The organism is Aquibium sp. ELW1220 (genome assembly GCF_030398385.1).
Classification (GTDB): Bacteria; Pseudomonadota; Alphaproteobacteria; order Rhizobiales; family Rhizobiaceae; genus Aquibium.
On record NZ_JAOAOQ010000031.1, the window covers coordinates 1 to 23,810 of the forward strand.

Consider the following 23,810-nt stretch of genomic DNA (forward strand, 5'->3'; position numbering starts at 1 on the left):
AGGCTCTTGATGTTCATTTTCTGACCTCCAGTCAAAGTTTCAAAGTGGGTCTGGGTATTCTGGCTGAAGGACAGCATGGACTGCCCCATCCCCTTTTCCGAAAAAGATGCGTCTCTGCGCCCCTTCTCCGAGACCAACCATACTCGCCGCGCCGGCCGGTTCAACTGCCGAACGGCTCCATCCGTGGCTTCCGCTGCTTGATGCCCAACCTCTGTTGCACAAAAGCCACGAAAATCGCGGGCAAGTGCCTCAAACACGGTCGCATTTTAGGAATTGGTAACTCCTGAAGCGTCCCGGACGGCCTGGAATCGGGCCGCCGAAGCGGGAATCGCATTGTCGAGCCGGCTCCTGCTTTCGATCCAGATACCCCGCCACGGCCGCGGCATCGTCTTTCCGACCCATCGCGCCTGGTTGCGCCGAATCGAAGGCCCCCGCATCAGATCCGCCGCGATCTGCCGCATTTCGCGCGCGCGCGGCCGGCACGCGGATACTCTCCTTGTTAGGGCCGGAAAAAACCTTGTGCGATCGGACATTCCGGTCTATCCGGGCTCCAACGGAGAGGTGGCCGAGTGGTCGAAGGCGCTCCCCTGCTAAGGGAGTAGAGGTCAAAAGCTTCTCGTGGGTTCGAATCCCATCCTCTCCGCCACTTGCCCTCGCGAAAGCGTTCTCCCGATCCGGCTGCGGCCGGATTTTTCCGTTGTTTTCGGGGGTTATGCGGATCGACCTGTTCACCAGCCTCAGCGCCGAATGGCTCGATCGCGTTCTCTGACGCCCGATACTCTCCCGACCCGTTGCCTTCCCTGAACTGATTAAACTCCACAAACTACTGAATTGCTTGAAATAATCAGCCGGCAAAGCTGATCACTACGATTGGAGTCGGGGAACAAGACGTGACTCGGTTCGGACGAGATCGCGCTTCCTGATGTCCCACTCTGTCGCCAAGAAGCATTGACGACCGCGGCTTCGCTGCGCACCATCGCTTCAACGGAGGGCGGCAAGGTGTTCTATTTCCATGAGTTCTTGACGGGGCTCGACCTCGACCTCGAGCAGACGCGCCTCCTGCGGCATGACAATCGCGGCTTGGTCGCTTGGAGGCGGGGCGGCTTTCAGAAGTTCGGCTGCTTTGCGAGTTTTCAGCGCCGCACCCCATCGCCCTACGCCGAGGCGCAGCTTGCCTGCCATTTCGTCCCTGGGCCCATGCTGGCCGACGGTGACGCAACCGGTTTGTTCGTCGGGATCACCCGCATCTGCGATCGATGGGATTGGGATGGCGGCCGTCTGCCTGCAATTGCCGATCCCGAAATCATCGAGAGCGAGCGCGACCGACAGGATGTGCATGCTTTCGACCTCGAATGGATTGAGGCCGGGCTGGGACACACGGAGCGCATCCTGGTGCGCTGGGGCCCGCCAGCCGCTGCTCGGGCTTGGTCGCAATGGGCGGCGCGCCGGCACAAGGAGATCCTCGAACTCAGGCTTGATCGAAGGGAGCCGCCCTTTCCCGGATTTTCGAAGTTCATGAGCCGGATCAGCGAGATCCCGGTGCTGCCGCAGGCGTGGCAAGGCGCGCTGGCGTCGGTGCGCGGGGTCTATCTGCTCGTTTCAGAGGCGGGCGAGCAGTACGTCGGGTCTGCCACAGGCCAAGAGGGCTTGCTCGGCCGATGGCTGGTCTACGCCGCGAACGGGCACGGCGGGAACGTGTTGCTCCGCCAGCGCGGTCACCGCGACTATGCGGTCTCGATCCTTGAAGTCGCCTCACCAGACATGTCGCCCGACGACATCCTCGCGCGCGAGGCCCACTGGAAGGATAAACTGGGCGCGCGGGCGCACGGCCTGAACGAAAACTGACCCCGTTCCCTGCGTACGGCTGCTGGCAACTTGGGGCCACCGCACCTTCAGCTGGCGTCGCGATCAAAACACCGCCGCTGTTCGTCCCAATCGAGCGGGAACGGGTCCAGCAGGTTTGCAAGCGTGATTTCCGGCCCCTGTCGCCCGTCGAGGATGGCATCCACGATGTCAGGCGCAAGCAGGGTGAGGCGAAGGACGCGGGTCAGATAGGACGTCGCGATCTTCTCATGTTCGCCGAGTTCCGCCATAGTAGTGAACCGGCCAGCATCCAGCATGCGTTTCCAGCGAAAGGCGCGCGCCAGCGCCTTGATCAAAGTGTTGTCCGTTCTGCGCGGAACCGGTGCGTCCGCGGGCGCCTGGATTTCCTTGCGGCCGCCGCGTTTCACGATGCGGAAGGGCACGCGGACGGTGATGGCGCTTGGCGTGCTCACCCCGGTCATGCTGCCCGCTCCATATCACGCGCCATCATCTCCCGGGCGACGGCGGCAAGACCATCGGTACGTAGGCGCACATCAAGCGCATTCATGCTGATGTCCACGCGTTCGACCAGAAGCGCCAGTATGCGGGTCTGTTCCGCAGGGAAGAGTTCATCCCAAAGCGGATCGAGCATTTGCAGTGCCGCGCGGGCATCGGCTTCTTTGATGCTGCTGTCATGCACGCGGGCCGCTTTCCATGTCCCGGCCACGATCTCCGGTTGGCGAAGCACATTGCGGATTTGCTCGATCACGGCCGCCTCGATCTCACCAGCGGGCACGCGGCTGACTGCGCAGGATCCCGCGCCATGTTTCAGGACGGTCTGGCTGACGTAATAGCGATACAGTCGGCCCCGTCTTTTCGTGTGGGCTGGAGAGAACGCCGCGCCGTCAGGGCCGTAGACCAGCCCTTTCAGTAGCGCGGGCGTCTTGGCGCGGGTGTGCATCGCGCGTTTGCGCGGGCTCACCGTCAGGATTGCGCGAACCTTGTCCCATGTGTCGGCGTCGATGATCGCGTCGTGCTCGCCGGGATAGCTTTCGCCCTTGTGTACTGCCTCGCCGATATAGGCGCGGTTGTTCAGCAAGCGGTAGATGTACTTCTTGTCGATCAGGTTACCTCGTGGAGTGCGGAGCCCGCGCTCGGCCGTTTCGCGGGCCAGCAGCGTGCCCGAGCCGATTTCAATGAACCGCGCGAAGATCCACCGGACATGGGCGGCGGCTTCTTCTTCTACGAGGAGCTTGCGGCTTTCCACCCGGTATCCATAGGGCGGGACGCCGCCCATCCACATGCCCTTGCGGCGTGAGGCCGCCACCTTGTCGCGGATCCGTTCGGCCGTCACCTCGCGTTCGAATTGCGCAAAGGACAACAGGATGTTCAGCGTCAGCCGCCCCATCGACGTGGTGGTGTTGAACTGCTGGGTGACGGACACAAACGTCACGCCGTTTCGGTCGAACACTTCGACCAGCTTGGCGAAGTCGGCGAGCGATCGGCTGAGGCGGTCGATCTTGTAACAGACGATGATGTCGACCAGCCCATCCTCGATGTCGGCCATCAGCCGCTTCAGGCCGGGGCGTTCCAGCGTGCCGCCAGAGACACCGCCATCGTCATACTGGTCGCGGACCAGCACCCAGCCTTCAGAGCGCTGGCTGGCGATGTAGGCCTCGCAGGCTTCACGCTGGGCGTGGAGGCTGTTGAACTCCTGCTCCAGCCCTTCCTCCGAGGATTTCCGAGTGTAGATGGCGCAGCGCAGTTTGCGGATGATGGGCTTGGTCATGCGCCCCTCCGATTTTTCAGGCCAAAGAAGGCCCACCCATTCCAGCGTGTGCCGGTGATGGCGCGCGCGATCGAGGAGAGCGACTGGTACGGGCGACCTTGCCATTCGAAGCCGTCCGCCGTGACGGTCACGACATGCTCGACGCCCTGCCATTCGCGCAGCAACCGCGTGCCGGTGATGGGTTTGAGGTCGGTGCGGATGCGGCGCTTGATGGGATTGCCACCATCCAGGTCTTCGCCCAGCTTCTCCAGCCGCTTGATGGTCTCGGGTTTCAACCCGCCGTAAGCCAGTTCCTGGATACGGTAAGCGAGGCGGGTGACCAGATACTGCCGGTTGAAAGGCGGCGGCTCGCTGGCAAACAACTCGCGCCACTGCACCTTCAAGTCTGGCGTCGGGGTTGTCTTCAGCGCGGCCAGGCGCGCGGGGATTGGGTCATGGGTCGTCATGCATTTCTCCGTTGAGTTGGAGTTGCATGAAGGCTCCGGTCGGCCGGATAGTGTAGGCGAATTTCTCCATGGTCGTCAGAAGGTTGGACCTGATCCCGCTGCCGCAGGCGGACCAGCCCAAGGGCCAGCAGCCCGCACAGTTCTACGCGCCGTTCAGCGGGGCTCATCTTGTCCGGCGACAGCGGGTTCGGACGTTTCATGCGGCCACCCGTGCGGCAGCCCCAAGGACCGAGCGCTGGATGGCGGCCCGGTTCCACAGGAAGTTCAGGTGACAGTTGGCGGCGTATTTCGACAGGCCGAAGTCATGCCCCTCTGCCTTGTGCCCGGCGCGGGCCAGCAATTCGATCTGCCGAAGGCTGGCGGGATCATTGAGCCAGCGACGGCTCTTGATCGACGCTGTCCCCGTCTCTGTCGTCCGCAGGAAATCATCCGCCGCGGCCAGAGCCTGAACGCGGGTTCCGATGGCCAGCGGCTTGACCGGTTTGCCGCGGGGCTGGCCGAGCGCGTGCCAGAGCGTGCCGTCGTGGAATACCCCGGCCCAGCCTTCGAAGCCACTTGCCATCAGCGCGCTGCCATCGGCCTGCAAGGGTTCCCACGCAAAAGGCGAGCGATCCAGAAGGTCGATTTCCATCATCTCGAAGCTGTCGAGCACCGTCTTGTCGCTGGCCTCGCGCGTGAAAACATGGCCGCAGAAATCGCAGATGCGCGCCGCCAGGGGCAGTTCGGCCTCGCAGCAGGGGCAGAGTTTCCACGGCGCCTGACCCGGTTCGGGGTCGTCGGCGTCGAGGTCGATCTCCTGCTCAAGCGAGCCATGGCGCAAAGCGGCGCCTGCAAAATCCAGAACAACGCAGTCGGTCTTGATGATGCCGGGATAGCGCGCCGGGTCGACGCGGCGCAGGCCGCGCCCGACCGCCTGGATGAAGGTCCCCTTGTGCAGCATCGGGCGCAGGATGCCGATGCAGCCCACAGGCTGGCTGTCGAAGCCTTCCGTCAGCACCATGCAGTTGGTGAGGATGCGGGTCTCGCCGCGATCGAAGCGTGCGATGGCGGCGGCCCGCTCCTTGGTGGGCATGTCTCCGCTGATCATCTCCGCAGCATGGCCTGCCGCACAGAAGGCCTCTGCCACGGCCGTTGCGTGATCGACGGTGGCACAGAAGAAGATCGTCTGCCGTTCGGCGGCCTTTTCTTCCCAATGCTCGACCACGGCATCGGTCAGAACGGCGCGGTTCAGCACCCGATCTGCAGCGCGCATGTCGAAATCGCCTGCTGTCGCATCGAGGCCCGCCAGTTCGTCACCCACCCCGAGATCGATCGTGAAGGTGCGCGGTGGCACCAGAAGCCCTTGCGCGATCAATGCGCCGATCCGGACCTGGTAGCCCACATTGTTGAAGGTCTTGCGCAAGCTGCGCCCATCGCCCCGGCTCGGTGTGGCCGAGAGGCCAAGGAGCTTGAGGTTGGGGTTCAGGCTGCGGGCGTCATCAATGACGGCCTGATAGCTGGTCGATGCGGCGCGGTGGCATTCATCGATCACCAGATGCGAGACCGCCGCCATATGGGCGCGCCGGTTGGCGCGGGCCAGCGTCTGCACGCTGCCAAAGACAATGCGTCCGTCCCAGTTGTCTTGCTCGGCCTTCACGACCGAGGTCGAAAGGCCAGTGATCGCGCCGATGGAGGAGCGGTTTTGATCGACCAGCTCATCGGTGTGCTGGAGGACGAGAACGCGGTCCTCACGGCAATGTTCGAGTTCCTCGCCGATGCAAAAACCGGCGATGGCCGTCTTGCCCGCACCGGTCGGCAGCACGAGAAGCGTGTTGCCGTGGGTGGCGAGCCTGTCACGAGCAGCGGCCACTGCCGCCTTCTGGTAGTCGCGCGGGATCATGTGCCAGCCCTCCCTCAGCGTGCCCAGAACGGGGCGGAGGAATTGCTGGCGGGCGCAGCCTGGCCGTAATTCGGCTCTGCCATGCGCGGGGCGCCCGTGCCGAGGCCGAGGCTCGGCTGCGGCATGCGACCCATGACGCGGGCATAATCGCCATGTGCGGGGCCAATTGCGGCCTTGATCGCATTGCGGCCTAGCTCATCGGGACGATCCTTGTCGCGCTCGATGCCGATGCGGGCAACGAATTCGAGGCCGCTCATCTCTCCAAGGCTGCGGATCATGCGCGCCGAACGCGCTGCATCCGACTGATCCTCCGCCCGGATGCCCCGGGCAGATTCGAGGATGCCGCGGATCAGCGCCCGGCCACGGTTGCCATAAGTGTCGTCACCGCTGCCCGCGTTCTTGCCGCGGAACCCGATGCGGGTGTAGATCCGCCGCCGCGCGAAAGGTCCCTCCATGATGATGGCCTCGGTGTTGAGATAGAGCGCGGTGCTGGTCTTGCTCTGCGTGAGCCAGCCCTCCGGGCCTGCGCCACCGGGGCGAATGGTGAGGGTCACACGCACCAGCGTGTTCGCCGGGATCAGGTCGAATGCGGCGTCCTGGGTGTCGGCGCCATTGAAGTCCATGTCACTGGCCATGGGTCATGCTCCTTGGGTCGTCGTGGGATTGGGGTTGGCGCCGGCAGGCAGGTCGAAACTCAGCCGCTGATGGCTGTCGGGCCGGGGCCCGCGGATTTTCGTCATGAGGCGCCCGAGATGGGCGGGCTCGATCATCGACAGACGGCCGCTGCGATCCTTGGCGGGCAGGCCGAAATCGTTGATCGTGGTGCAGATGAAGGCCCGGAACGCCTCGCCCTTCTCCGGACGCAACTCGGTCAGCGTGATGACCTCATCGACGATGCCGGGCAGTTCGAGGCCAGTCTTCGAGCCTTCGATCTGCAAGGAAAAGAAGGGCTTGCCGAAGTCATCGAGCTTCCGGTCGAGAAGCCCGACCAGCCAGATGTTCTTGGCCGGCGTGTGCTGCAGATGCGTCAGCCAGCCGATCATCTCCTGGCCGAGCAAGCCGTAGGTCGCCCGCATGTCCGGTTTGCCCGTTCGGTCGGACTGTGCCTGCGGCTGGCCCTTGCACCATTGCAGGCAGATGCGGGAGGCGACCGAGATGCTGTCGACAAAGACGGTTTCGTATTTGTCGAGCTGGCTGGCGGGCCCGAAGGCCGCGCACACACGGGCGTAGTGGGCCTGCCCGTAGGACTGGCCATCGCGCATCGCGGGGTTCGGCCCACCAATCCAGGCGGCGAGATCGCGTGCCAGTTCCCAATCGCGCACCCGTACCTCGTCGCCGGGCCAACCTTGGACGGCCAATTCGCCGGCTTCGAGATTGACGAACATCGTGCGCTGCGGATCGAGGGTGAGCAGCTGCGTGGTCTTGCCGATGCCGGAGGTGCCGGTCAGCACACCCTTGATGCCGCGGGTTTCGCGCAGCCGCTCATCGGCGGTGATGATGCGCAGCGATGCCTTGCTGAAGGGGGGGCTCATTGGCCCGCCTCCAGATCGCGGACGGCGGCGTGAATGCCGACATCCCGGCCGAGCGCACCTTGACGCCGCGCCATGCGCAACAGGGTCGAGAGCGCATTCGACACATCGTAAAGCGCCGATTGCTGGCGCCCGAAGGCGACCAGCGCGAACTCGATGTCGTCGAGCGTCGCCTGTTCGATGGGCACGCTGCGGGCGGCGCGGCCGCCAATGGCGGGAACGTCGATCACCTCGGGCAGCGGCTCGAGATTATAGCGCTGGCGCAAGCGCTTCAGGGGAGAAGAAGAGAACATCACATGCTCCTGTTTGCCGTCGTGGCCTCCAGGGTTCGTCGAAGAGACTGCTGCCGGGCCTGACGCCGCCCTGGAGCTCGCGGTCGGAGTGTTTCCCCGTGCGGGGTGTTGCATTCCTCCGAGGGCCCGGCATGGAACTCGCGAACCGGAGCATTCCGGTCCTGTGCTCACCTACCGGCCGGGCGCCGGAACTGTCGGGGTCGCCCCGAGATAAACTTCGAGGCCGCGCGCAACGGCGGCCGAACGCATCGAGGCAAGGCGCGCGTAGATGGTGCTGCGGTGGATGCCGAGCGTGGTTGCTGCCTCGGTGGGTGTCTGCTCGACCAGAACATCGGCCATCGACCTGCAGGCCGGTGTCAGCGCCGTACGCAGACGCCGCACATCCCGCACGAGGCCGAACCCTTCATCGGCGGGCCGGAACGCAGGGCCATTCAAACCATCCGCTTCGGCCAGGGTCTCGGACAGCGGCAGCGGCGTCCCATCTTCCTTCTGCTGGGTCGGCTCGTCGAAGCTGACCCAGCTGCGCTCGGCCCGCAGGCGTTCCGTGGGACTGGCCAGCGTGGCGATGCGATTGGCGATGACCCGGTCAGCGAAAGTGTCGTAACTGCCGCGCGTCAGATCAAACGCGCCGTCACGGCGCCATAGATGTTCGCGAAGGTCCTGCGCAATATCCTCGGCGGTCATGCCAGGCACCGCGCCGGAGCGCGCGAGACGCGCGGCGCGGACCATTATGTTGCGAGAAACCCGCGAGTGCGGATCGGTGATGGGGTGCTGGAAATGCTCCATGAAGTTTCGCCTTCGTCCAGGTGGACGGGCACGCGGCCCGAGTGTCTGGACGCGGCGAAAATTCGTTGGAGGGCCTCGAAATCAGGGGTGGGTGCATAGAAAGAACCCCACAAAACCGAATGGTTTCATGGGGTTGGCGGAGGGAAAAAAGTTTGAAGGTGGGTCAGTCTTCGTCGACGAAATTTCGTCGAGAGGCGCCGCGGCGGCCCTGTGTCAGGCCATCCCCCGACAGCTTGAACTTGGCGATGTAGTAACCATCGTCGGCATCGATCGGGTCGCTGTCGAGCCCCGTGAAAGCCATAAGCTTCTCGCTGACGGACTGCTTATGCTTTTGGACACTACTCTTTCCTGTTGGCATACGACCATTGTGGGTAGCGAATTGGCGCAGCCAGAGCCACGCTCTACCCGTGCGGCCATTGCGGTTATCGACCATGCCTAAATCTGCCGGCGTAATGCTGCGCTGCACACCGGGGCCGCGCAAAATGGCCAACTCGGGATTATCAAAATCGATGCTGATCGCCGACCATGGTGTTTGGCTTGGCAAAGTGATCGCCGGCGGCTTCCCTTGCGCGGCGACTTGAAGCGTTCCGATCAGGGGGGCGAAAAGGGTTGCGGGGTCGCCAATCAGCGACGATCCCCGACGACTGTCCCACTGGAACGTCTCATCCAGCGTCATGATCGTGGCCTGGTGTCTTTCGAGGCGTTTGATGTCCCGAGACCCCATGCACCGCCGTGTCGGGACCAGCACCAAACGTGGCCCTGCTGGTGCCGCCCCGATCGGATCGAACGCCTCCACTTCAAAGCCGAAGACGTGCTGCGGAAGATAAAGGAAGACCGGAAAACCTCGCCCGGCGCTGAGTTCATACCGCCCGAGGAAAGCAGTGTGTCCCAGACGAGCCTTGTCCGCCTCTCCAACTAAATTCAGCGCTCGGCCGAGCGTCTTGGCCAGCTTCTGCGGATCCAGCCAGGGGAATCGGGTGAAGCTATTTTGTGATGAGGCTTGCGAGGAACTCGTCGTCCCAGGCTGCGACTTTTCGTCGAAGTCGGATTGAGTCCTTGCTGTTGGCGCGTCGGATGAGGTTGAGGGNTTGCCGCCCGGCTTGGCGGCTCGTCTCGCGGAATAGGCGTGGTGCGTCCTTCGAGGCTCTCCCGCCGAAGGAGATGCTTGCCTGCCCACGACCGTGCGGGCTCGCGCCTCAGGATGAGGCCCGGAGAGACTGCTCCCGGCCCGCATCCTCCCGGCTCCGCCCGGGATGACGGCGGTGAGGGGCGCGTCAATGGTGATGTGGGGCCGCCGCGCAGGCGAAGCAGGCTGAGGCAATGCCTTCCAGGCGCACGTCGCCCCCGCCGCGTCATTCCGGACCGGATGCCGGGCACAGCGGCGGCGTCCGGGTCCGGAATCCATTCCGTGACGTCTGCCGCAGGGGCCTCGACACGATCGGCGTCACGGAATGGATTCCGGACAGTCGCTCCGCCCTCCGCGCGGCTCGCCTTCCGGAGTGACGCCGCGGGCGGTCGGAGCTCCGACGCCGCCCGTCCCCTCACGCCGCGCTGCTCCTCGCGCGGCCCGCAGCGGGATCCGCGGCACGGCGGTCGGCGAGGAGCCGGTCAGTAGGCGGAGACTTTGCCGCTGACCCTGATCGTCACGGGAAGCTCGGAAGAGATGACCGGCAGCCGGCGCGCGGTCTGCTCGTCCTCGACAAGAACGAGGACGGCGTAGTCCGTGCCGTTGTCGGTCTGGCCGATGCCCAGGCTGATGCCGGGCATGCCGCGCAACTGTGTTTCGACCCGCTGCTTCGCAGAGCGCGCCTCGACCATGGTGTGTCTCTTGCCAGCCAACGAAGCGATCCGTCTATCGGTCGTCATCCAATTTACATATCATACTATGGCTTCGACCGTCCCGGAAAGGCGCCGGCTGCGTCTCGGACGGACGCGCCGCATGGCCCGACCGGCCGAGACGCCCATCGGCCCCCGGCTCCATTCTTGACAAACCACCCCGCCCATGCGCTTTTCGCGCGGATTTTGGAGGGCCGGGCGGTCGCCGCCTGCGGCCCCGGCATCGTTTCTCGAGAAGACCGGATATCCTCATGCACCGCTATCGCAGCCATACCTGCGCCCAACTCCGCAAGTCCGACGANGCGATGTGCTTGATCGTGGTGAAGTTTGCCGGTGCGTGATCGGTGCGCAGGCGGCATTCATCGTCGCGGAAGACCATGTCCATGACCCAGTGCAGGGCATTCTCGACGGCCCAGTGATCGCGCACGACGGCCGCCATCTCGCTGGCGGGAAGCGTGAGCGAGGTGATGAAGAAGCGGGTCTCGGTTTCGATCCTGTCCTTCAGTTCGCGCCTGCTGTCGACGACGACGACGCCCTTGAGGCCCGGCCAGCCGTGGCGCTCCTGCAGCCATGCCACGTCATGGATGACGGTGGTGGTTCTGGTCTCGATGCGGCCGTGGTCGCCATCGACGCGCGGCGCGGCCGTGGTGACGGTCGTGTCCCTGAAGGACCTGGCCTTCTGCTCCCGGACGAAGAGTTCGACATCCTCGCGCAGCGATCCTTGGTTGCCCTTGAGGGCAAGGACATAGTCGGCTCGCCGGTCGATGATCTTGCGGGCAATGTCGCGCTGGCAGCCCATCGCGTCGATGGTGACGATGGCGCCCTCGATGGCCAGCATGTCCAGGAGCCTGGGGATGGCGACGATCTCGTTGGCCTTGTCGGCCACCTTGACCTGGGCGAGCACGAGGCGCTGGCGCGCGGCGAAGGCCGAGACCATGTGGACCGGCGCCTTGGCACCTTTCGAGCGGCGCAGCGTCTTGCCATCGATCGCGACGACGTCGGCCGCGACGCCGGTCTGCGACGAGACCCAGGCGGCAAAGCAGCGCTGGAACTGCTCGGCATCGAGGCTGGCCAGGATGTCGCCCAGATGATCGTGCGCGGGCGTGCCGTCCGCAAACGGCCGGAACCGCCGCAGCAATTCGAGCTTCCGCTCGCCGAACCGGGCAATGTCGGTGATCGCGTCGGCACCGGCCAGCACGGCGAGCAGGCACAGCAACAGCACCTCGTCGAGCGGGTAGATCACCTTGCCACGCTGACGCGGGTCCGGCAAATCCTCGAAATGGCGCAGGAAAACGACCGTCTCGTCGAATGCGCCACCATCTTGCACGCCATCTTCCATCGCCGTCCTCCGCAACCGAATCAGAGGACACCGACAGATTCAGCACTTCAAAGCTTTGTCACGCTCGCATTCACCCGATTGCCCTGTCGGCCCCCGGCTCCATTCTTGACAAACCACCCCGCCCATGCGCTTTTCGCGCGGATTTTGGAGGGCCGGGCGGTCGCCGCCTGCGGCCCCGGCATCGTTTCTCGAGAAGACCGGATATCCTCATGCACCGCTATCGCAGCCATACCTGCGCCCAACTCCGCAAGTCCGACGAGGGCACCACCGTGCGCCTGTCGGGCTGGGTTCACCGGGTCCGCGACCATGGCGGGCTGCTGTTCATCGACCTGCGCGACCATTACGGCATGACGCAGATCGTCGCCGACCCGGATTCGCCGGCCTTCAAGGTGGCCGAGACGGTGCGCGGCGAGTGGGTGATCCGCGTCGACGGCAAGGTCAAGGCGCGCACCGCCGAGACGGTCAACAAGAACATGCCGACGGGCGAGATCGAAATCTATGCCGACGAGATCGAGGTCTTGTCGACGGCCAAGGAACTGCCGCTGCCGGTGTTCGGCGAGCCGGACTATCCCGAGGACATCCGCCTCAAGTACCGCTTCCTCGACCTTCGCCGCGAGACGCTGCACAAAAACATCGTCCAGCGCACGAAGATCATCGCCGACATGCGCCGCCGCATGACCGATGTCGGCTTCACCGAATATTCGACGCCGATCCTGACCGCCTCGTCGCCCGAGGGCGCGCGCGACTTCCTGGTGCCGTCGCGCATCCACCAGGGCAAGTTCTTCGCCCTGCCGCAGGCGCCGCAGCAGTACAAGCAGCTGTTGATGGTGGCGGGCTTCGACCGCTATTTCCAGATCGCGCCCTGCTTCCGCGACGAGGACCCGCGCGCCGACCGGCTGCCCGGCGAGTTCTACCAGCTCGACCTGGAGATGAGCTTCGTCACCCAGGAAGACGTCTGGACGACGATGGAGCCGGTGATCCGCGGCGTCTTCGAGCAGTTCGCCAACGGCAAGCCAGTGACGCAGGCTTTTCCGCGCATCCCCTACGATACGGCGCTGCGCAAATATGGCTCCGACAAGCCGGACCTGCGCAACCCGATCGAGATGCAGGCGGTGTCGGAGCATTTCGCCGGTTCGGGCTTCAAGGTCTTCGCCAACATCCTGGCCAACGACCCGAAGGCCGAGGTCTGGGCGATTCCCGCGAAGACGGGTGGAAGCCGTGCCTTCTGCGACCGCATGAACGCCTGGGCGCAGCAACAGGGCCAGCCGGGGCTGGGGTATATCTTCTGGCGCAAGGCAGAGGCTGAGCGCACGGACGTGGATGCTAAGTTGATGCATTCGATGCTCGCAAAGGCCATCGGAACTGAAAGCGAGGAGGCTGTTCGAGCGGCCCACGAGAAATACTTTGAGCAAATCGAGGGTTCGGGTCCGCTCGCCAAAAACATTGGCCCGGAACGCACAGCAGCCATTGCGGCACAACTCGGTTTAAGTGACGGCGACGCCTGCTTCTTCGTGGCCGGCGATCCGGCGAAGTTCTACCGGTTCGCGGGCGACGCACGGACGCGGGCGGGCGAGGAGCTGAACCTCGTCGACCGCGACCGCTACGAGCTGTGCTGGATCGTCGACTTCCCCTTCTTCGAGTGGAACGAGGAGGAAAAGAAGGTCGACTTCGCGCACAACCCGTTCTCGATGCCGCAGGGCGGCATGGAGGCGCTGGAGAACCAGGATCCGCTGACGATCAAGGCCTTCCAGTACGACATGGTCTGCAACGGCTTCGAGATCGCGTCGGGCTCGATCCGCAACCAGTCGCCCGAGCTGATGGTCAAGGCCTTCGAGACCGTCGGCCTGTCGAAGGCCGACGTCGAGGAGCGCTTCGGCGGCCTCTACCGCGCCTTCCAGTACGGCGCGCCGCCGCATGGCGGCATGGCGGCCGGCGTCGACCGCATCATCATGCTGCTGGTGGGTGCCAAGAACCTGCGCGAGATCACGCTGTTCCCGATGAACCAGCAGGCACAGGACCTTCTGATGGGCGCGCCGTCGGAGGCCCTGCCGGCGCAGCTGCGCGAACTCGGCGTGCGGGTGATCCCGCAGAAGAAGGACGAATAGTCCGATGGCCGCCGGCCTGCGCGTCCTGGTGACCGGCTTCGAGCCCTTCCCGGGCGCGCCGGTCAACCCGACGGAGCGGCTGGTGGCGGGGTTGCGCGCCGCGCCGCCTGCGCTCGACGGCATGGCGGCGTTCCGCGCCGAGATCCTGCCGGTCGACTACGACACGGTGGGGCCGCGGCTTTCGGCGATCGGCCGCGATTTTTCGCCGCACATCGCCATCCATTTCGGCCTCGCCACCGAATGCGCCGGCTTCCGGCTGGAGCGGCTGGCGCGCAACCGCTTCGAGGCCGACCGGCCGGACAATGCGGGCATTCTGCGCGCGGCCGGCAAGGTCTGCGAGGGGCCGGAGACCCTGGCGTCGGGGCTGCCGCTCGACGCGATCGCCCGCCGGCTCGCGGCCATGGGCCTGCCGGTCGAATGGTCGGACGATGCCGGCGGCTATCTCTGCAACACCGTCTTCATGCTCTCGCGCGCCCATGCCTGCGACGGCTTTTCGCCCGGAATGAGCGGCTTCGTCCACGTGCCGCTGACCGGGGAGGGGGCCGGGTTCCCGCTCAGCGACGCCGGCCTCCTGGCCGGCGCGCTGGCGGTGGTGGGGGAGTGTGTGGGAGTAGTGAGTAGTGAGTAGTGAGTAGTGAGTAGTGAGTAGGGGGGCTTGCGTTCGAGGCCGTTCGTCCTACACTCACCACTCACCACTCACCACTCACCACTCACCACTCACCACTCACCACTCACCACTCACCACTCACCGACTTACTACTCGTTCGCCGCGATCCCGAACCCCAGCTGCTGCGGCAGGGCCTGCGGGGCGGTCATGGCGCTGGCGGCGACGAGGGCGAAGGGGAGCGGGTTTTCCGGCTCGACGCTGATCTCCAGGCTTTCGGGATTGTCGAGGAAGGTGTTGACCGCCGCGCTCACCGCCGCCGTCAGCGCCGGATCGCCGACCTGGGCCAGCGCGAAGGGCAGCACCGCCTTGGCCTGGTTCTTGATGTCGGACGGCTGGACGCCCTGCTGGGCGGCGACGAAGGACAGGACCTTGTTCGTCAGGCTGTCGTCGTCGAAGCGCACGCTGGCGCCGTGCAGGTTGATCTGCTGCATCAGGCCGAGCATCGCCATGCTCTGCGCCGACTGGTCCTGGCCCTCGGTTGCGGCCATCTGGGTCTGCATCTCGCGCAGCGCCTGGATGAACTGGGGCGTGTAGCCGCTGATGTCGAGCGTCATGCCGAAGGTGCCGGCCTCGGCGATCGAGGTGTTGTACTCGTCGATGGTCATGCGGCCGTCCTGCGGATTGTAGGTGCCGGACATCTCGACGTAGCCCTTGAGCGTCTGGTAGCCGAGTGCGTCGATCACGGCCTTCGACTGGGCATCTTCCACCATCGCGAGATTGACGAAGAACTCCTCCACCGCCGCGCCGAAGGTCAGGGTTCCGTCGTCGGCCGAACTCGAGTCGCTGTGCACCTGGCTCATCGAGAAGACTTCCTGGCCGCCGGCCGAGAAGGACATCCGGTCGATGTCGGCCGTGGCGTAGATCATGAGGGTGTTCATCGGATCGCTGGCATCCGCTTCCGGCAGCTGCAGGCCGGTCATCGAAATGCCGTCGATGGACAGCGTCATGCCGTCTTCCGTGCGCGAATAGCCAGGCATGGTGACGTCGCCGACCAGGATCACGTCGCCGTCCTGGCTGATGTCGGAAAGCGTGATGTCGCCGATGGGCGCGCTGCCGTCGACCCCGTCCGCCGAGGCGCTGACGCCCTGCAGGACGAAGCCGTCGCCCTGTTCGGCGATCCCGCTCCAGGAAAGCTGCAGCCCCTGGGCGGCCAGCAGTGCCTTGATCCGCTGGCCGACCTCGTCCGCGCTCTGCGCATGGGCAAGGCTGGGCATGGCGGCGAGCACGAGGCCGCTGACGGCGAGGCTGCGAAGTTTCGACTTGAGGTACGTCATCGTTTGTTCCCTGAGTTGGTCGCGCCTGCGCGCTGTCCGAATGGTCGACGCCGAAATCGTCAGGATGATGTCTAGCCGCAGATTTCGCCGGCCATCTGTAAACTTCGCCACTTTCGGAATGGTGTCGCCGTCATTGTCGGCGGGCACATGTGCGACTCCGTCGTGTCTCGGCTTGAATTCAGTCACCGCGAAAGCGCATGTAGCGTTCCGCTGGCGCAGAGCAGCCTGAAGGGTGTCGGCGCTGTGTGGCTCTAGATGCCGAAGACGGTTCATGTTGTGCCGGCAATTGCGGAAGGCGTAGCCTGCACGCCCTGGAACAGGGTCGATAGGGTTGCGCCTCGGCTGAAGCCGGGGCGCGGGCAGCCCCCCAAAACCGAAGGCCCAGAAACGACTGACCCCGGGAGCATGCTTCTCAGCAGAGGCCGACCCGGGGTATACAAAGGGAAATCTAATACGTTTTCTGTTAACCGCAAGTGAACATTTTGCGAACGTCTCAAACAAACGCCTCGCTGGAGCGAACGCTCACCCGAAGACGGCTCGACAGATATCTGACGGCATCCGGAGGCGACCTGGATGCCGCTCTCGCGCTTTATGAACGGAACACGCGGCTATCGGAAGCTCTTTATGGGCCTCTTCAAGCGTTGGAAGTTTGTTTGCGAAACTGCCTCAGCCAGGAGATGAGGGTGGCCTACGGAAACGACTGGCTGGTCAACGGCGCTCCTCCTTTCGCTCGATTCGCCATAGACAACGTTGCCGGCGCGCGGACGCATTTTACGGCCCCATCGATGGATGATCTGGTCGCTGAATTGAAGTCTGCCTTCTGGGTGTCGTTGCTCGGCCCAGGATATGACGCGACCCTCTGGCGCTCTGCGCTGCACAAGGCGTTCAGGGCCGCCGGCCCGAAGAAAAGAAACCTTGTGCACAGCCGTCTCAATGCGCTGCGGCGGTTTCGCAACAGGGTTGCACATCATGAGCCGATTTTCAGCAATGCCATGCAAATGCACACAGAGTGCCTCGAGGCGGTAAGCTGGATGTGCGCGGACACGTGTGCGTGGGCCAAACACCACAGTCGGTTCCCTGCCGTTCATGCAGCCCCCTAGGAGCTGAACCGATACACGCGCGACGGCCGGATCGCTTGCTCCGAATCGCCTGATTCGCTAACTGCCGCATATGTCGAAATCCCAAACGCCGCCGGACTCCGGCGATGACAGTTCAGGCATCGAGCCCGTCGACCTGAAGAAGGCGCTCGAGGAGCGCTATCTGGCCTATGCGCTGTCGACCATCATGCACCGGGCGTTGCCCGACGTGCGCGACGGGATGAAGCCGGTGCATCGCCGCATCGTCCATGCCATGCGCCTCTTGAGGCTCAACCCCGACCAGCGCTTCGCCAAGTGCGCCTCGATCGTCGGCGAGGTGATGGGCAAGTTCCACCCGCATGGCGACCAGTCGATCTACGATGCGCTGGTGCGGCTGGCCCAACCCTTCTCGGTGCGCTACCCGCTGGTCGACGGCCAGGGCAATTTCGGCAACATCGACGGCGATAACGCAGCCGCCATGCGCTACACCGAGGCGCGCATGACCGAGGCCGCGACCGAACTCCTTGCCGGCATCACCGAGGACGCGGTCGACTTCCGCCCGACCTACAACGAGGAGAACGAGGAGCCCATCGTTCTCCCCGGTGCTTTCCCGAACCTGCTCGCCAACGGGTCGACCGGGATCGCGGTGGGCATGGCCACCTCGATCCCGCCGCACAACGTGGCCGAACTCGCCAAGGCCTGCCTGCATCTGATCGACCACCCCGATGCGACGGTCGAGGATCTGCTGACCAAGGATCCGAACGCCGAGGATGCCGACGAGAACATGGTGCGCGGGCCGGACTTTCCGACCGGCGGCATCATCGTCGACCGCTGGCCGACGATCGTGGAGGCCTACAAGACCGGCCGCGGTTCGTTCCGCGTGCGGGCGAAGTGGACCGTCGAGGACCAGGGCCGCGGCACCTGGCAGATCGTCGTCACCGAGATTCCCTATGGCGTGCAGAAGGCCAAGCTGATCGAGAAGATCGCCGAGCTGCTTCTGGCGCGCAAGCTGCCGCTGCTCGACGACGTGCGCGACGAGAGCGCCGAAGACGTGCGCGTGGTGCTGGTGCCGAAGAGCCGCACGGTGGATCCGGCAATCCTGATGGAATCGCTGTTCAAGCTCTCCGAGTTGGAGAACCGCTTCCCGCTCAACATGAACGTCCTGTCGCGCGGCCGGGTGCCGAACGTCGTCTCGCTCAAGCAGGCGCTGCAGGAGTGGCTGGAGCACCGCAAGGAGGTGCTCGTCCGCCGCTCGAAGCACCGGCTGGCCGAGATCGAGCGGCGGCTGGAAATCCTCGGCGGCTACCTGATCGCCTATCTCAACATCGACGAGGTGATCCGCATCATCCGCGAGGAGGACGAACCCAAGCCGGTGATGATGGCCAGGTGGAACCTGACCGACACCCAGGCCGAGGCGATCCTCAACCTGCGCCTGCGCGCGCTGCGCAAGCTCGAGGAATTCGAGATCAAGACCGAGTTCGACAAGCTGACGATCGAGAAGGGGCAGATCGAGGCGCTGCTGGCTTCCGACGCGAAGCAGTGGAAGACCATCCGCTGGGAGGTGGAGAAGCTGCGCGACCGCTTCGGCTCGCACACCGACCTCGGCCGTCGCCGCACCCAGTTCGCCGACGCGCCCGAGCATGACGAGAGCCACATCCACCAGGCGATGATCGAGAAGGAGCCGATCACCGTCGTCGTCTCCGAGAAGGGCTGGCTGCGCGCGCTGAAGGGCCATCTGGCCGAGTTCGACAGCCTGGCGTTTAAGGAGGGCGACAAGCTCAGGCTCGCCTTCCATGCCCAGACGACGGACAAGATCCTTGTGCTCACCACCGGCGGCAAGTTCTACACCATCGGCGCCGACCGCCTGCCCGGCGGGCGCGGCCATGGCGAGCCGATCCGCATCATCGTCGACATGGAGAACGACCAGGACATCGTCACCGCCTTCGTCCACGATGCCGAGCGCAAGCTGCTCGTCGCCTCGCACGAGGGCTATGGCTTCGTGGTGCCGGAGGCCGAGGTGGCCGCCAACACCCGCAAGGGCAAGCAGGTGATGAACGTGAAGACGCCCGACGAGGCCGCCCGGTGCCTCACCGTGTCCGGCGACCATGTTGCCATCGTCGGCGAGAACCGCAAGATGCTGGTCTTCCCGCTCGCCCAGATTCCCGAGATGACGCGCGGCAAGGGCGTGCGGCTGCAGCGCTACAAGGACGGCGGCGTCTCCGACATCAAGACCTTCGAACTGGACAAGGGCCTGACCTGGACCGACTCCGCCGGCCGCGCCTTCGTCAAGGGCAAGGCCGACCTCGTGGAGTGGACCGGCGACCGGGCGACGGCGGGACGGATGGTGCCGAAGGGATTTCCAAGGACGGGGAAGTTCGGGTAGCGCGCCCGGGCGATGGTCCCCGCTCCGGCGCCCGGAAAGCCTTCATGACGAGCGACCGGGCGGAACTGCTGCTGTTGCACGCGCTTCCCCTCGACGCGTCCATGTGGGCGAACCAGATGGACCTGCGTCCGTCCCGTACCGTCGCGCCGACGCTCTATCGTTTCGGCGATCGCATCGGGTCCTGGGCCGCATCCGCTCTGGCCGCGGCCAGGGGAAACCGTCTCGTCGTCGTTGGCTGTTCGGTCGGCGGGTCCTGCGCGCTGGAGATCGCAGCTCTCGCACCGGAGCGTATCGCCGCGCTGGTGCTGATCGGAACCAAGGCTGTTAACCGGCCGGATCCCGGCCTTCGCGACGCCGCCCTGTTGACGATCGCCACGGGCGGGCTGGAGGCGGCCTGGGCGGCCTACTGGGCGCCGCTGTTTTCGCCGCACACCCCTGCGGAGGTGGTGGAGCAGGCAAGGGCGCTGGCGCTTCGGCAATCTCCCGACGAACTGGCCTGCGGGATCACCGCGTTCCACACCCGGCCGAGCCGGGGGCAGGTGCTTGAGGATCTCGCATGCCCGATCGTCATCGTCACGGGAGCGGACGATGTCGCCCCGGGGCCGGCGACGAGTGCCGGGCAAGCGGCGCTGGCGCGGCATGGCCGGCTCCACGTGATCCCCGACTGCGGGCACTACGTGCCGCTGGAACGACCGGATGTCTTGAATGGCATCCTGCGGGAGGTGATCGACGGCATCCACCCATGACTCGTCCGGCCCATATCGCCACCGAAGTCGAAGTGGAGCCTTTGCCTCTCAACCCAAGCGCCTTGCCTCGAAGATTTGCGCGCCCTCGATATCCGATATACATGTACTGAAGTCCGATGGCAGAGATCGTCTGGAGCGACGCGAAGAATGCCGAGCTGAAGCAGCGCTATGGCTTCGGATTCGAGCGCGTGGTGGTCGCTCTCGAGGAAGATGGGCTGATCGACGAAAGGGCGCACCCCCACACCCAGCGCTATGGGCATCAAAGACAGCTTGTGATGCTTTTCGACGACTACGTCTGGATCGTGCCTTTCGTGGCTGACGACGAATCGGTATTTCTGAAGACGATGTTTCCGAGCCGCAAAGCGACCCGAACCTACTTTGGAGACAATGACCGTGATCGAAAGGCGTGACATCTCCGTCGATGAGGAAAGAGACCTCGTCGAGAGCACCGAGCGCGGCGAGTGGGTTTCCATCGGGCTCACGGACGAGCGTCGGGATTTCTGGAAATCGGCCGCCCGATCGGTGATCGATGGCAAGAGACGCCGCATCTCGATCGCGGTGCCTGAACGCGATTTGGCGCGGCTGAAGACGCGCGCAGCGGAAGAGGGCATGCCCTACCAAACCCTGATCAACTCCATCATCCACAAGTATCTACAGGGCGAATGACCGAGTAATCCTGGGGAAGGTTACATGTTTCCGGTCGTTGTCGTGGCCGTTCTTTTCGGAGAGAAGCCGGAAACAAGTAAACTGTCACCGTATTTTCTTACCCCCGGACCACCGCCACCGCCCGGATCTCCACCAGTCCCCCCGGCACGATCAGTTCGCTCACCCCGATCGCCGTCCAGGCCGGCCAGGGTTCCGACAGGTAGCGGTCTCGGACCTTCATGAAGGTCTCCATGTGGCGGGCGATGTCGACGTGGTAGGTGGTGATCTCGACGATGTCCGACAGGTCGCAGCCGGCTTCGGCGAGGATCGCCTTCAGCGCCTCGAAGGCGGTGGCGAACTGGGCCTCGGAGTCCATGACCGCCATCAGCGCTGCGAGCGGCGCGCCGGCGTCGGACAGCGTCGCTGCAGCGCCCTTCAGCCCGTCTTCGCCGGGCGTCTCGCCGCCGGGGCTGGTGCCGACGATGCCCGAGCAGAAGACGAAGCCGTTGGCGACGACGGCCGGCGCGAAGTGCCATTGCTCGTAGACGTTCTTCAGGGCGGGCGGGACGATGGTCCGGCGCATGCGGGTCTCCGGGAGTTGCGACAGGGGACATTTTACTTGTTTCCGATTGGAAGCCCAGCAGGCACGGCCGCGGTGGCATCGTAAACAAGAAGACTGTCCCCGCGTTCTGGCCGCGCGGCTCGGCCCGCGCCATTCCGGAAGGCGGGCCGCGCGGAACGTGGAGCGTCTGTCCGGAATCCCTACCGCAACGCGGAGGGTGGAGAGGCCCCTTCCACGCCACGGAATGGATTCCGGATCCGGATGCCTCCGCTTCGCTCGGCATCCGGTCCGGAATGACGCGGCATGGATGGAGCCGCGTCGTGCGCACGGTTCCAATCGTAGGCCGTCGTCTCGAGACCAGCCTCGGCACCATCACCAACGCATCTGCATCCGAACGTTCCAGGCGTGGCATCGCAGGTCAGCCGCGCAGCGCTGCCTCCCTTCCGGGCGTCATTCCGGAACGAGGGGCAAGCGAAGCGAAGACCCTCGTATCCGGAATCCATTCCGTTACGTCAGCGATCTTGCGGCGCCTGCTGCTTGCGTCACGGAATGGATTCCGGATCCGGATGCCTCCGCTTCGCTCGGCGTCCGGTCCGGAATGACGCGGCGTGAGCGGTTTCCGCGTCGATGTCTCCGATCTCGTGCATGGGCGGGTCCTTCCGGCAGGAAACACGGGGACGGACGAGTTGCGGACGGCGGCTTGGCTATCTTCTTCGGAGAGAACCCGCAAACGGGTAGAGACCGTCCCCGCCTTTCCGCTCACCCGTGGCCTCGACCTTTCCGCGCCGGCTTCCATATCCCCCGCCATGACCCGCACCTTGCGCTTCCTTCTCGGCGACCAGCTCTCGCGCTCGATCGCGAGCCTCGACGGGCTCGATCCGACCCTCGACGTCGTCGTCATGGCGGAGGTGGGTGAGGAGGCGACCTATGTGCCGCATCACAAGAAGAAGATCGCCTTCCTGTTCTCGGCCATGCGCCACTTCGCGGACGAGCTGCGCGGGGAGGGGATCGCGGTCGACTATGCCGCCTTCGCCGAGGCGGGCGGTCCGTCGAGCCTGACCGAGGCGCTGCGGCGGGCGGTGGAGCGGCACCGGCCGGAGCGGATCGTCGTCACCGAGCCCGGCGAGTGGCGCGTGCTGCAGGTGATGCGCGACTGGAGCGAGCTGTTCGGCTGCCCGGTCGAGATCCGCGAGGACAGGCGCTTTCTCTGTTCCACGGAGGCGTTCGCCCGCTGGGCGGAGGGGCGCAAGGACCTGCGCATGGAGTTCTTCTACCGCGAGATGCGGCGCAGGACCGGCTACCTCATGCGCGGCAGGGACCCCGAGGGCGGCGCCTGGAACTTCGACAAGGAGAACCGCAAGGCGCTGCCGGCCTCACTCGATGCGCCGCCGCGTCCGTCCTTTGCGCCGGACGAGACGACACGGCTCGTTCTCGCCCTCGTCGCGCGCGACTTCGCGGAGCATTTCGGCGATCTCGAGCCCTTCGACTATCCGGTGACGCGCGCCGACGCGCTGAAGGCGCTCGACTGGTTCGTCGAAAACGCGCTGCCACTCTACGGCGACTACCAGGACGCGATGCGGCAGGGCGAGCCGCTGCTGTTCCACTCCAACCTGTCGGCGCTGATCAATTGCGGCCTGCTGCTGCCGGCCGAGTGCTGCCGCCGCGCCGAGGACGCCTTCCACGCCGGCCACGCGCCGCTGAACGCGGTGGAGGGCTTCATCCGCCAGATCGTCGGCTGGCGCGAATATGTCCGCGGCATCTACTGGCTGAAGATGCCCGACTATGCGGCCGAGAATGCACTCGGCGCCGACCGCCCGCTGCCCGCCTTCTTCTGGACCGCCGAAACCGACATGAACTGCTTGCGCAAGGCGATCGGCGAGACCAAGGCCAACGCCTATGCCCACCACATCCAGCGCCTGATGGTGATCGGCAATTTCTGCCTGCTCGCCGGGCTCGATCCGCGCGCAGTACAGGAGTGGTATCTTCTCGTCTATCACGACGCCTATGAATGGGTCGAGATGCCCAATGTCGTCGGCATGATCCTGTTCGCCGACGGCGGCCTGCTGGCCTCCAAGCCCTATGCGGCGTCCGGCGCCTACATCGACCGCATGTCGGACTATTGCAATGGCTGCCGCTACGACGTGAAGCAGCGCGTCGGCCCGGATGCCTGCCCCTTCAACCCGCTCTACTGGGACTTTCTCGCCCGCCACCGGAAGCGCTTCGCCGGCAACCGCCGCATGGCGATGATGATCGCGACGCTCGATCGCATGGATCCCGCGCAGCTCGCCGCCATGCGGGCGACCGCCGACGCCTTCCTGACGGCGTTGCGCTGACGCGGGGAAGGGCGGAATTGCGGGAAGAGCCCGCCGATTTTCGATGAGGACCGCCCGCTGCGGGGGAAGTACGTGCCGGAAATCGGTAAACTGTCCCCGCATTTCCGACGGCTTTTTCGGTGCTCCTGACACCGTGCCGTCGGCAGCAACACAACTTTACATTCGCGCCCATTGGCAAGCCGGCCTTCGCGCGCCACCTGTATCCGCGCGGATACGTTTTGCGTCCCGCCTCTCTTCTCTTGCACTGCAGCATCTTGACTGAGATCAATCGTTCGCATAAATTGCGAATGATCATTCGCATAAATGGATCGAGATGCCT

23 protein-coding genes and 1 tRNA gene are annotated in these 23,810 nt (G+C 64.9%); 10 read left to right on the forward strand and 14 right to left on the reverse strand.

The genetic code is table 11. The features are described from left to right. Positions 1-257, reverse strand: a 257-nt coding sequence (locus tag N1F91_RS22480; RefSeq protein ID WP_289995565.1) for a hypothetical protein, incomplete at its 3' end; no start/stop codon positions are given. 298 nt (positions 258-555) lie between these two features. Between N1F91_RS22480 and N1F91_RS22485 the strand changes: the two genes are divergently transcribed. Together N1F91_RS22485 and N1F91_RS22490 are read left to right on the forward strand one after the other, a co-directional pair. Continuing rightward, positions 556-646, forward strand: a tRNA-Ser gene (locus N1F91_RS22485). Between the two features lie 302 nt (positions 647-948). Next, the gene (locus N1F91_RS22490; RefSeq protein ID WP_289995566.1) at positions 949-1,845 is read left to right on the forward strand and encodes a GIY-YIG nuclease family protein; all 897 of its coding nucleotides are present in this window, start codon (positions 949-951) and stop codon (positions 1,843-1,845) included. Between the two features lie 47 nt (positions 1,846-1,892). On the opposite strand, the gene N1F91_RS22495 is transcribed toward N1F91_RS22490, so the two are convergent. The 11 genes from N1F91_RS22495 to N1F91_RS22545 all read right to left on the reverse strand — a co-directional run bounded on the left by N1F91_RS22495 (position 1,893) and on the right by N1F91_RS22545 (position 11,700). Further along, the gene (locus tag N1F91_RS22495; RefSeq protein WP_289995567.1) at positions 1,893-2,285 is read right to left on the reverse strand and encodes a hypothetical protein; all 393 of its coding nucleotides are present in this window, start codon (positions 2,283-2,285) and stop codon (positions 1,893-1,895) included. After that, positions 2,282-3,592 carry a recombinase family protein gene (locus tag N1F91_RS22500; RefSeq protein ID WP_289995568.1) on the reverse strand — a complete coding sequence of 437 codons (1,311 nt, stop codon included), beginning with the start codon at positions 3,590-3,592 and terminating at the stop codon, positions 2,282-2,284. The genes N1F91_RS22495 and N1F91_RS22500 overlap by 4 nt, the downstream gene beginning before the upstream one ends. Further along, positions 3,589-4,038: a DUF2924 domain-containing protein gene (locus tag N1F91_RS22505; RefSeq protein WP_289995569.1), complete on the reverse strand. Its 450-nt coding sequence runs from the start codon at positions 4,036-4,038 to the stop codon at positions 3,589-3,591. Before N1F91_RS22505 ends, N1F91_RS22500 begins: the two co-directional genes overlap by 4 nt. A gap of 196 nt (positions 4,039-4,234) precedes the next feature. Next, the gene (locus tag N1F91_RS22510; RefSeq protein ID WP_289995570.1) at positions 4,235-5,917 is read right to left on the reverse strand and encodes a DEAD/DEAH box helicase; all 1,683 of its coding nucleotides are present in this window, start codon (positions 5,915-5,917) and stop codon (positions 4,235-4,237) included. 14 nt (positions 5,918-5,931) lie between these two features. Continuing rightward, positions 5,932-6,552, reverse strand: a complete 621-nt coding sequence (locus N1F91_RS22515) for a hypothetical protein (protein ID WP_289995571.1) — start codon at positions 6,550-6,552, stop codon at positions 5,932-5,934. 3 nt (positions 6,553-6,555) lie between these two features. After that, the gene (locus tag N1F91_RS22520) at positions 6,556-7,449 is read right to left on the reverse strand and encodes an ATP-binding protein (protein ID WP_289995573.1); all 894 of its coding nucleotides are present in this window, start codon (positions 7,447-7,449) and stop codon (positions 6,556-6,558) included. Then, positions 7,446-7,739, reverse strand: a complete 294-nt coding sequence (locus N1F91_RS22525; protein ID WP_289995575.1) for a hypothetical protein — start codon at positions 7,737-7,739, stop codon at positions 7,446-7,448. Before N1F91_RS22525 ends, N1F91_RS22520 begins: the two co-directional genes overlap by 4 nt. A 171-nt stretch (positions 7,740-7,910) precedes the next feature. Then, positions 7,911-8,525: a sigma factor gene (locus N1F91_RS22530; protein WP_289995576.1), complete on the reverse strand. Its 615-nt coding sequence runs from the start codon at positions 8,523-8,525 to the stop codon at positions 7,911-7,913. 163 nt (positions 8,526-8,688) lie between these two features. Continuing rightward, positions 8,689-9,201: a hypothetical protein gene (locus N1F91_RS22535; protein ID WP_289995577.1), complete on the reverse strand. Its 513-nt coding sequence runs from the start codon at positions 9,199-9,201 to the stop codon at positions 8,689-8,691. Positions 9,202-10,133: 932 nt separating this feature from the next. Then, on the reverse strand, positions 10,134-10,343 hold the full coding sequence (locus tag N1F91_RS22540) for a hypothetical protein (protein ID WP_289995578.1): 210 nt from the start codon (positions 10,341-10,343) through the stop codon (positions 10,134-10,136). Positions 10,344-10,620: 277 nt separating this feature from the next. After that, positions 10,621-11,700: an ISAs1 family transposase gene (locus N1F91_RS22545; RefSeq protein WP_289995580.1), complete on the reverse strand. Its 1,080-nt coding sequence runs from the start codon at positions 11,698-11,700 to the stop codon at positions 10,621-10,623. 209 nt (positions 11,701-11,909) lie between these two features. Here N1F91_RS22545 and aspS point away from each other — a divergent pair, with 209 nt between their 5' ends. After that, positions 11,910-13,805: an aspartate--tRNA ligase gene (aspS, locus tag N1F91_RS22550; RefSeq protein ID WP_289995581.1), complete on the forward strand. Its 1,896-nt coding sequence runs from the start codon at positions 11,910-11,912 to the stop codon at positions 13,803-13,805. Between the two features lie 4 nt (positions 13,806-13,809). Further along, positions 13,810-14,433 carry a hypothetical protein gene (locus tag N1F91_RS22555; protein WP_289995582.1) on the forward strand — a complete coding sequence of 208 codons (624 nt, stop codon included), beginning with the start codon at positions 13,810-13,812 and terminating at the stop codon, positions 14,431-14,433. Between the two features lie 128 nt (positions 14,434-14,561). Here N1F91_RS22555 and N1F91_RS22560 read toward each other — a convergent pair whose 3' ends face one another. Beyond that, a complete protein-coding gene (locus N1F91_RS22560; protein ID WP_289995583.1) occupies positions 14,562-15,746 on the reverse strand; it encodes a hypothetical protein in 1,185 nt (394 codons plus the stop codon). A gap of 683 nt (positions 15,747-16,429) precedes the next feature. Between N1F91_RS22560 and N1F91_RS22565 the strand changes: the two genes are divergently transcribed. The 5 genes from N1F91_RS22565 (at position 16,430) to N1F91_RS22585 (ending at position 20,617) form a co-directional block, all read left to right on the forward strand. Further along, positions 16,430-16,846: a hypothetical protein gene (locus N1F91_RS22565; RefSeq protein WP_289995584.1), complete on the forward strand. Its 417-nt coding sequence runs from the start codon at positions 16,430-16,432 to the stop codon at positions 16,844-16,846. Positions 16,847-16,916: 70 nt separating this feature from the next. After that, the gene (gene parC / locus N1F91_RS22570; RefSeq protein ID WP_289995585.1) at positions 16,917-19,205 is read left to right on the forward strand and encodes a DNA topoisomerase IV subunit A; all 2,289 of its coding nucleotides are present in this window, start codon (positions 16,917-16,919) and stop codon (positions 19,203-19,205) included. A gap of 44 nt (positions 19,206-19,249) precedes the next feature. Then, positions 19,250-19,951 (forward strand): alpha/beta hydrolase, encoded by a 702-nt coding sequence (locus N1F91_RS22575; protein WP_289995586.1) that lies wholly within the window; start codon positions 19,250-19,252, stop codon positions 19,949-19,951. A gap of 116 nt (positions 19,952-20,067) precedes the next feature. Continuing rightward, on the forward strand, positions 20,068-20,361 hold the full coding sequence (locus N1F91_RS22580; protein ID WP_289995587.1) for a toxin: 294 nt from the start codon (positions 20,068-20,070) through the stop codon (positions 20,359-20,361). Further along, positions 20,339-20,617 (forward strand): DNA-binding protein, encoded by a 279-nt coding sequence (locus N1F91_RS22585; protein WP_289995588.1) that lies wholly within the window; start codon positions 20,339-20,341, stop codon positions 20,615-20,617. Before N1F91_RS22580 ends, N1F91_RS22585 begins: the two co-directional genes overlap by 23 nt. A 97-nt stretch (positions 20,618-20,714) precedes the next feature. On the opposite strand, the gene N1F91_RS22590 is transcribed toward N1F91_RS22585, so the two are convergent. Continuing rightward, the gene (locus N1F91_RS22590) at positions 20,715-21,179 is read right to left on the reverse strand and encodes a RidA family protein (RefSeq protein ID WP_289995589.1); all 465 of its coding nucleotides are present in this window, start codon (positions 21,177-21,179) and stop codon (positions 20,715-20,717) included. A 785-nt stretch (positions 21,180-21,964) separates the two neighbouring features. Between N1F91_RS22590 and N1F91_RS22595 the strand changes: the two genes are divergently transcribed. Continuing rightward, positions 21,965-23,491, forward strand: a complete 1,527-nt coding sequence (locus N1F91_RS22595) for a cryptochrome/photolyase family protein (protein WP_289995590.1) — start codon at positions 21,965-21,967, stop codon at positions 23,489-23,491. Positions 23,492-23,810: the final 319 nt, after the last annotated feature.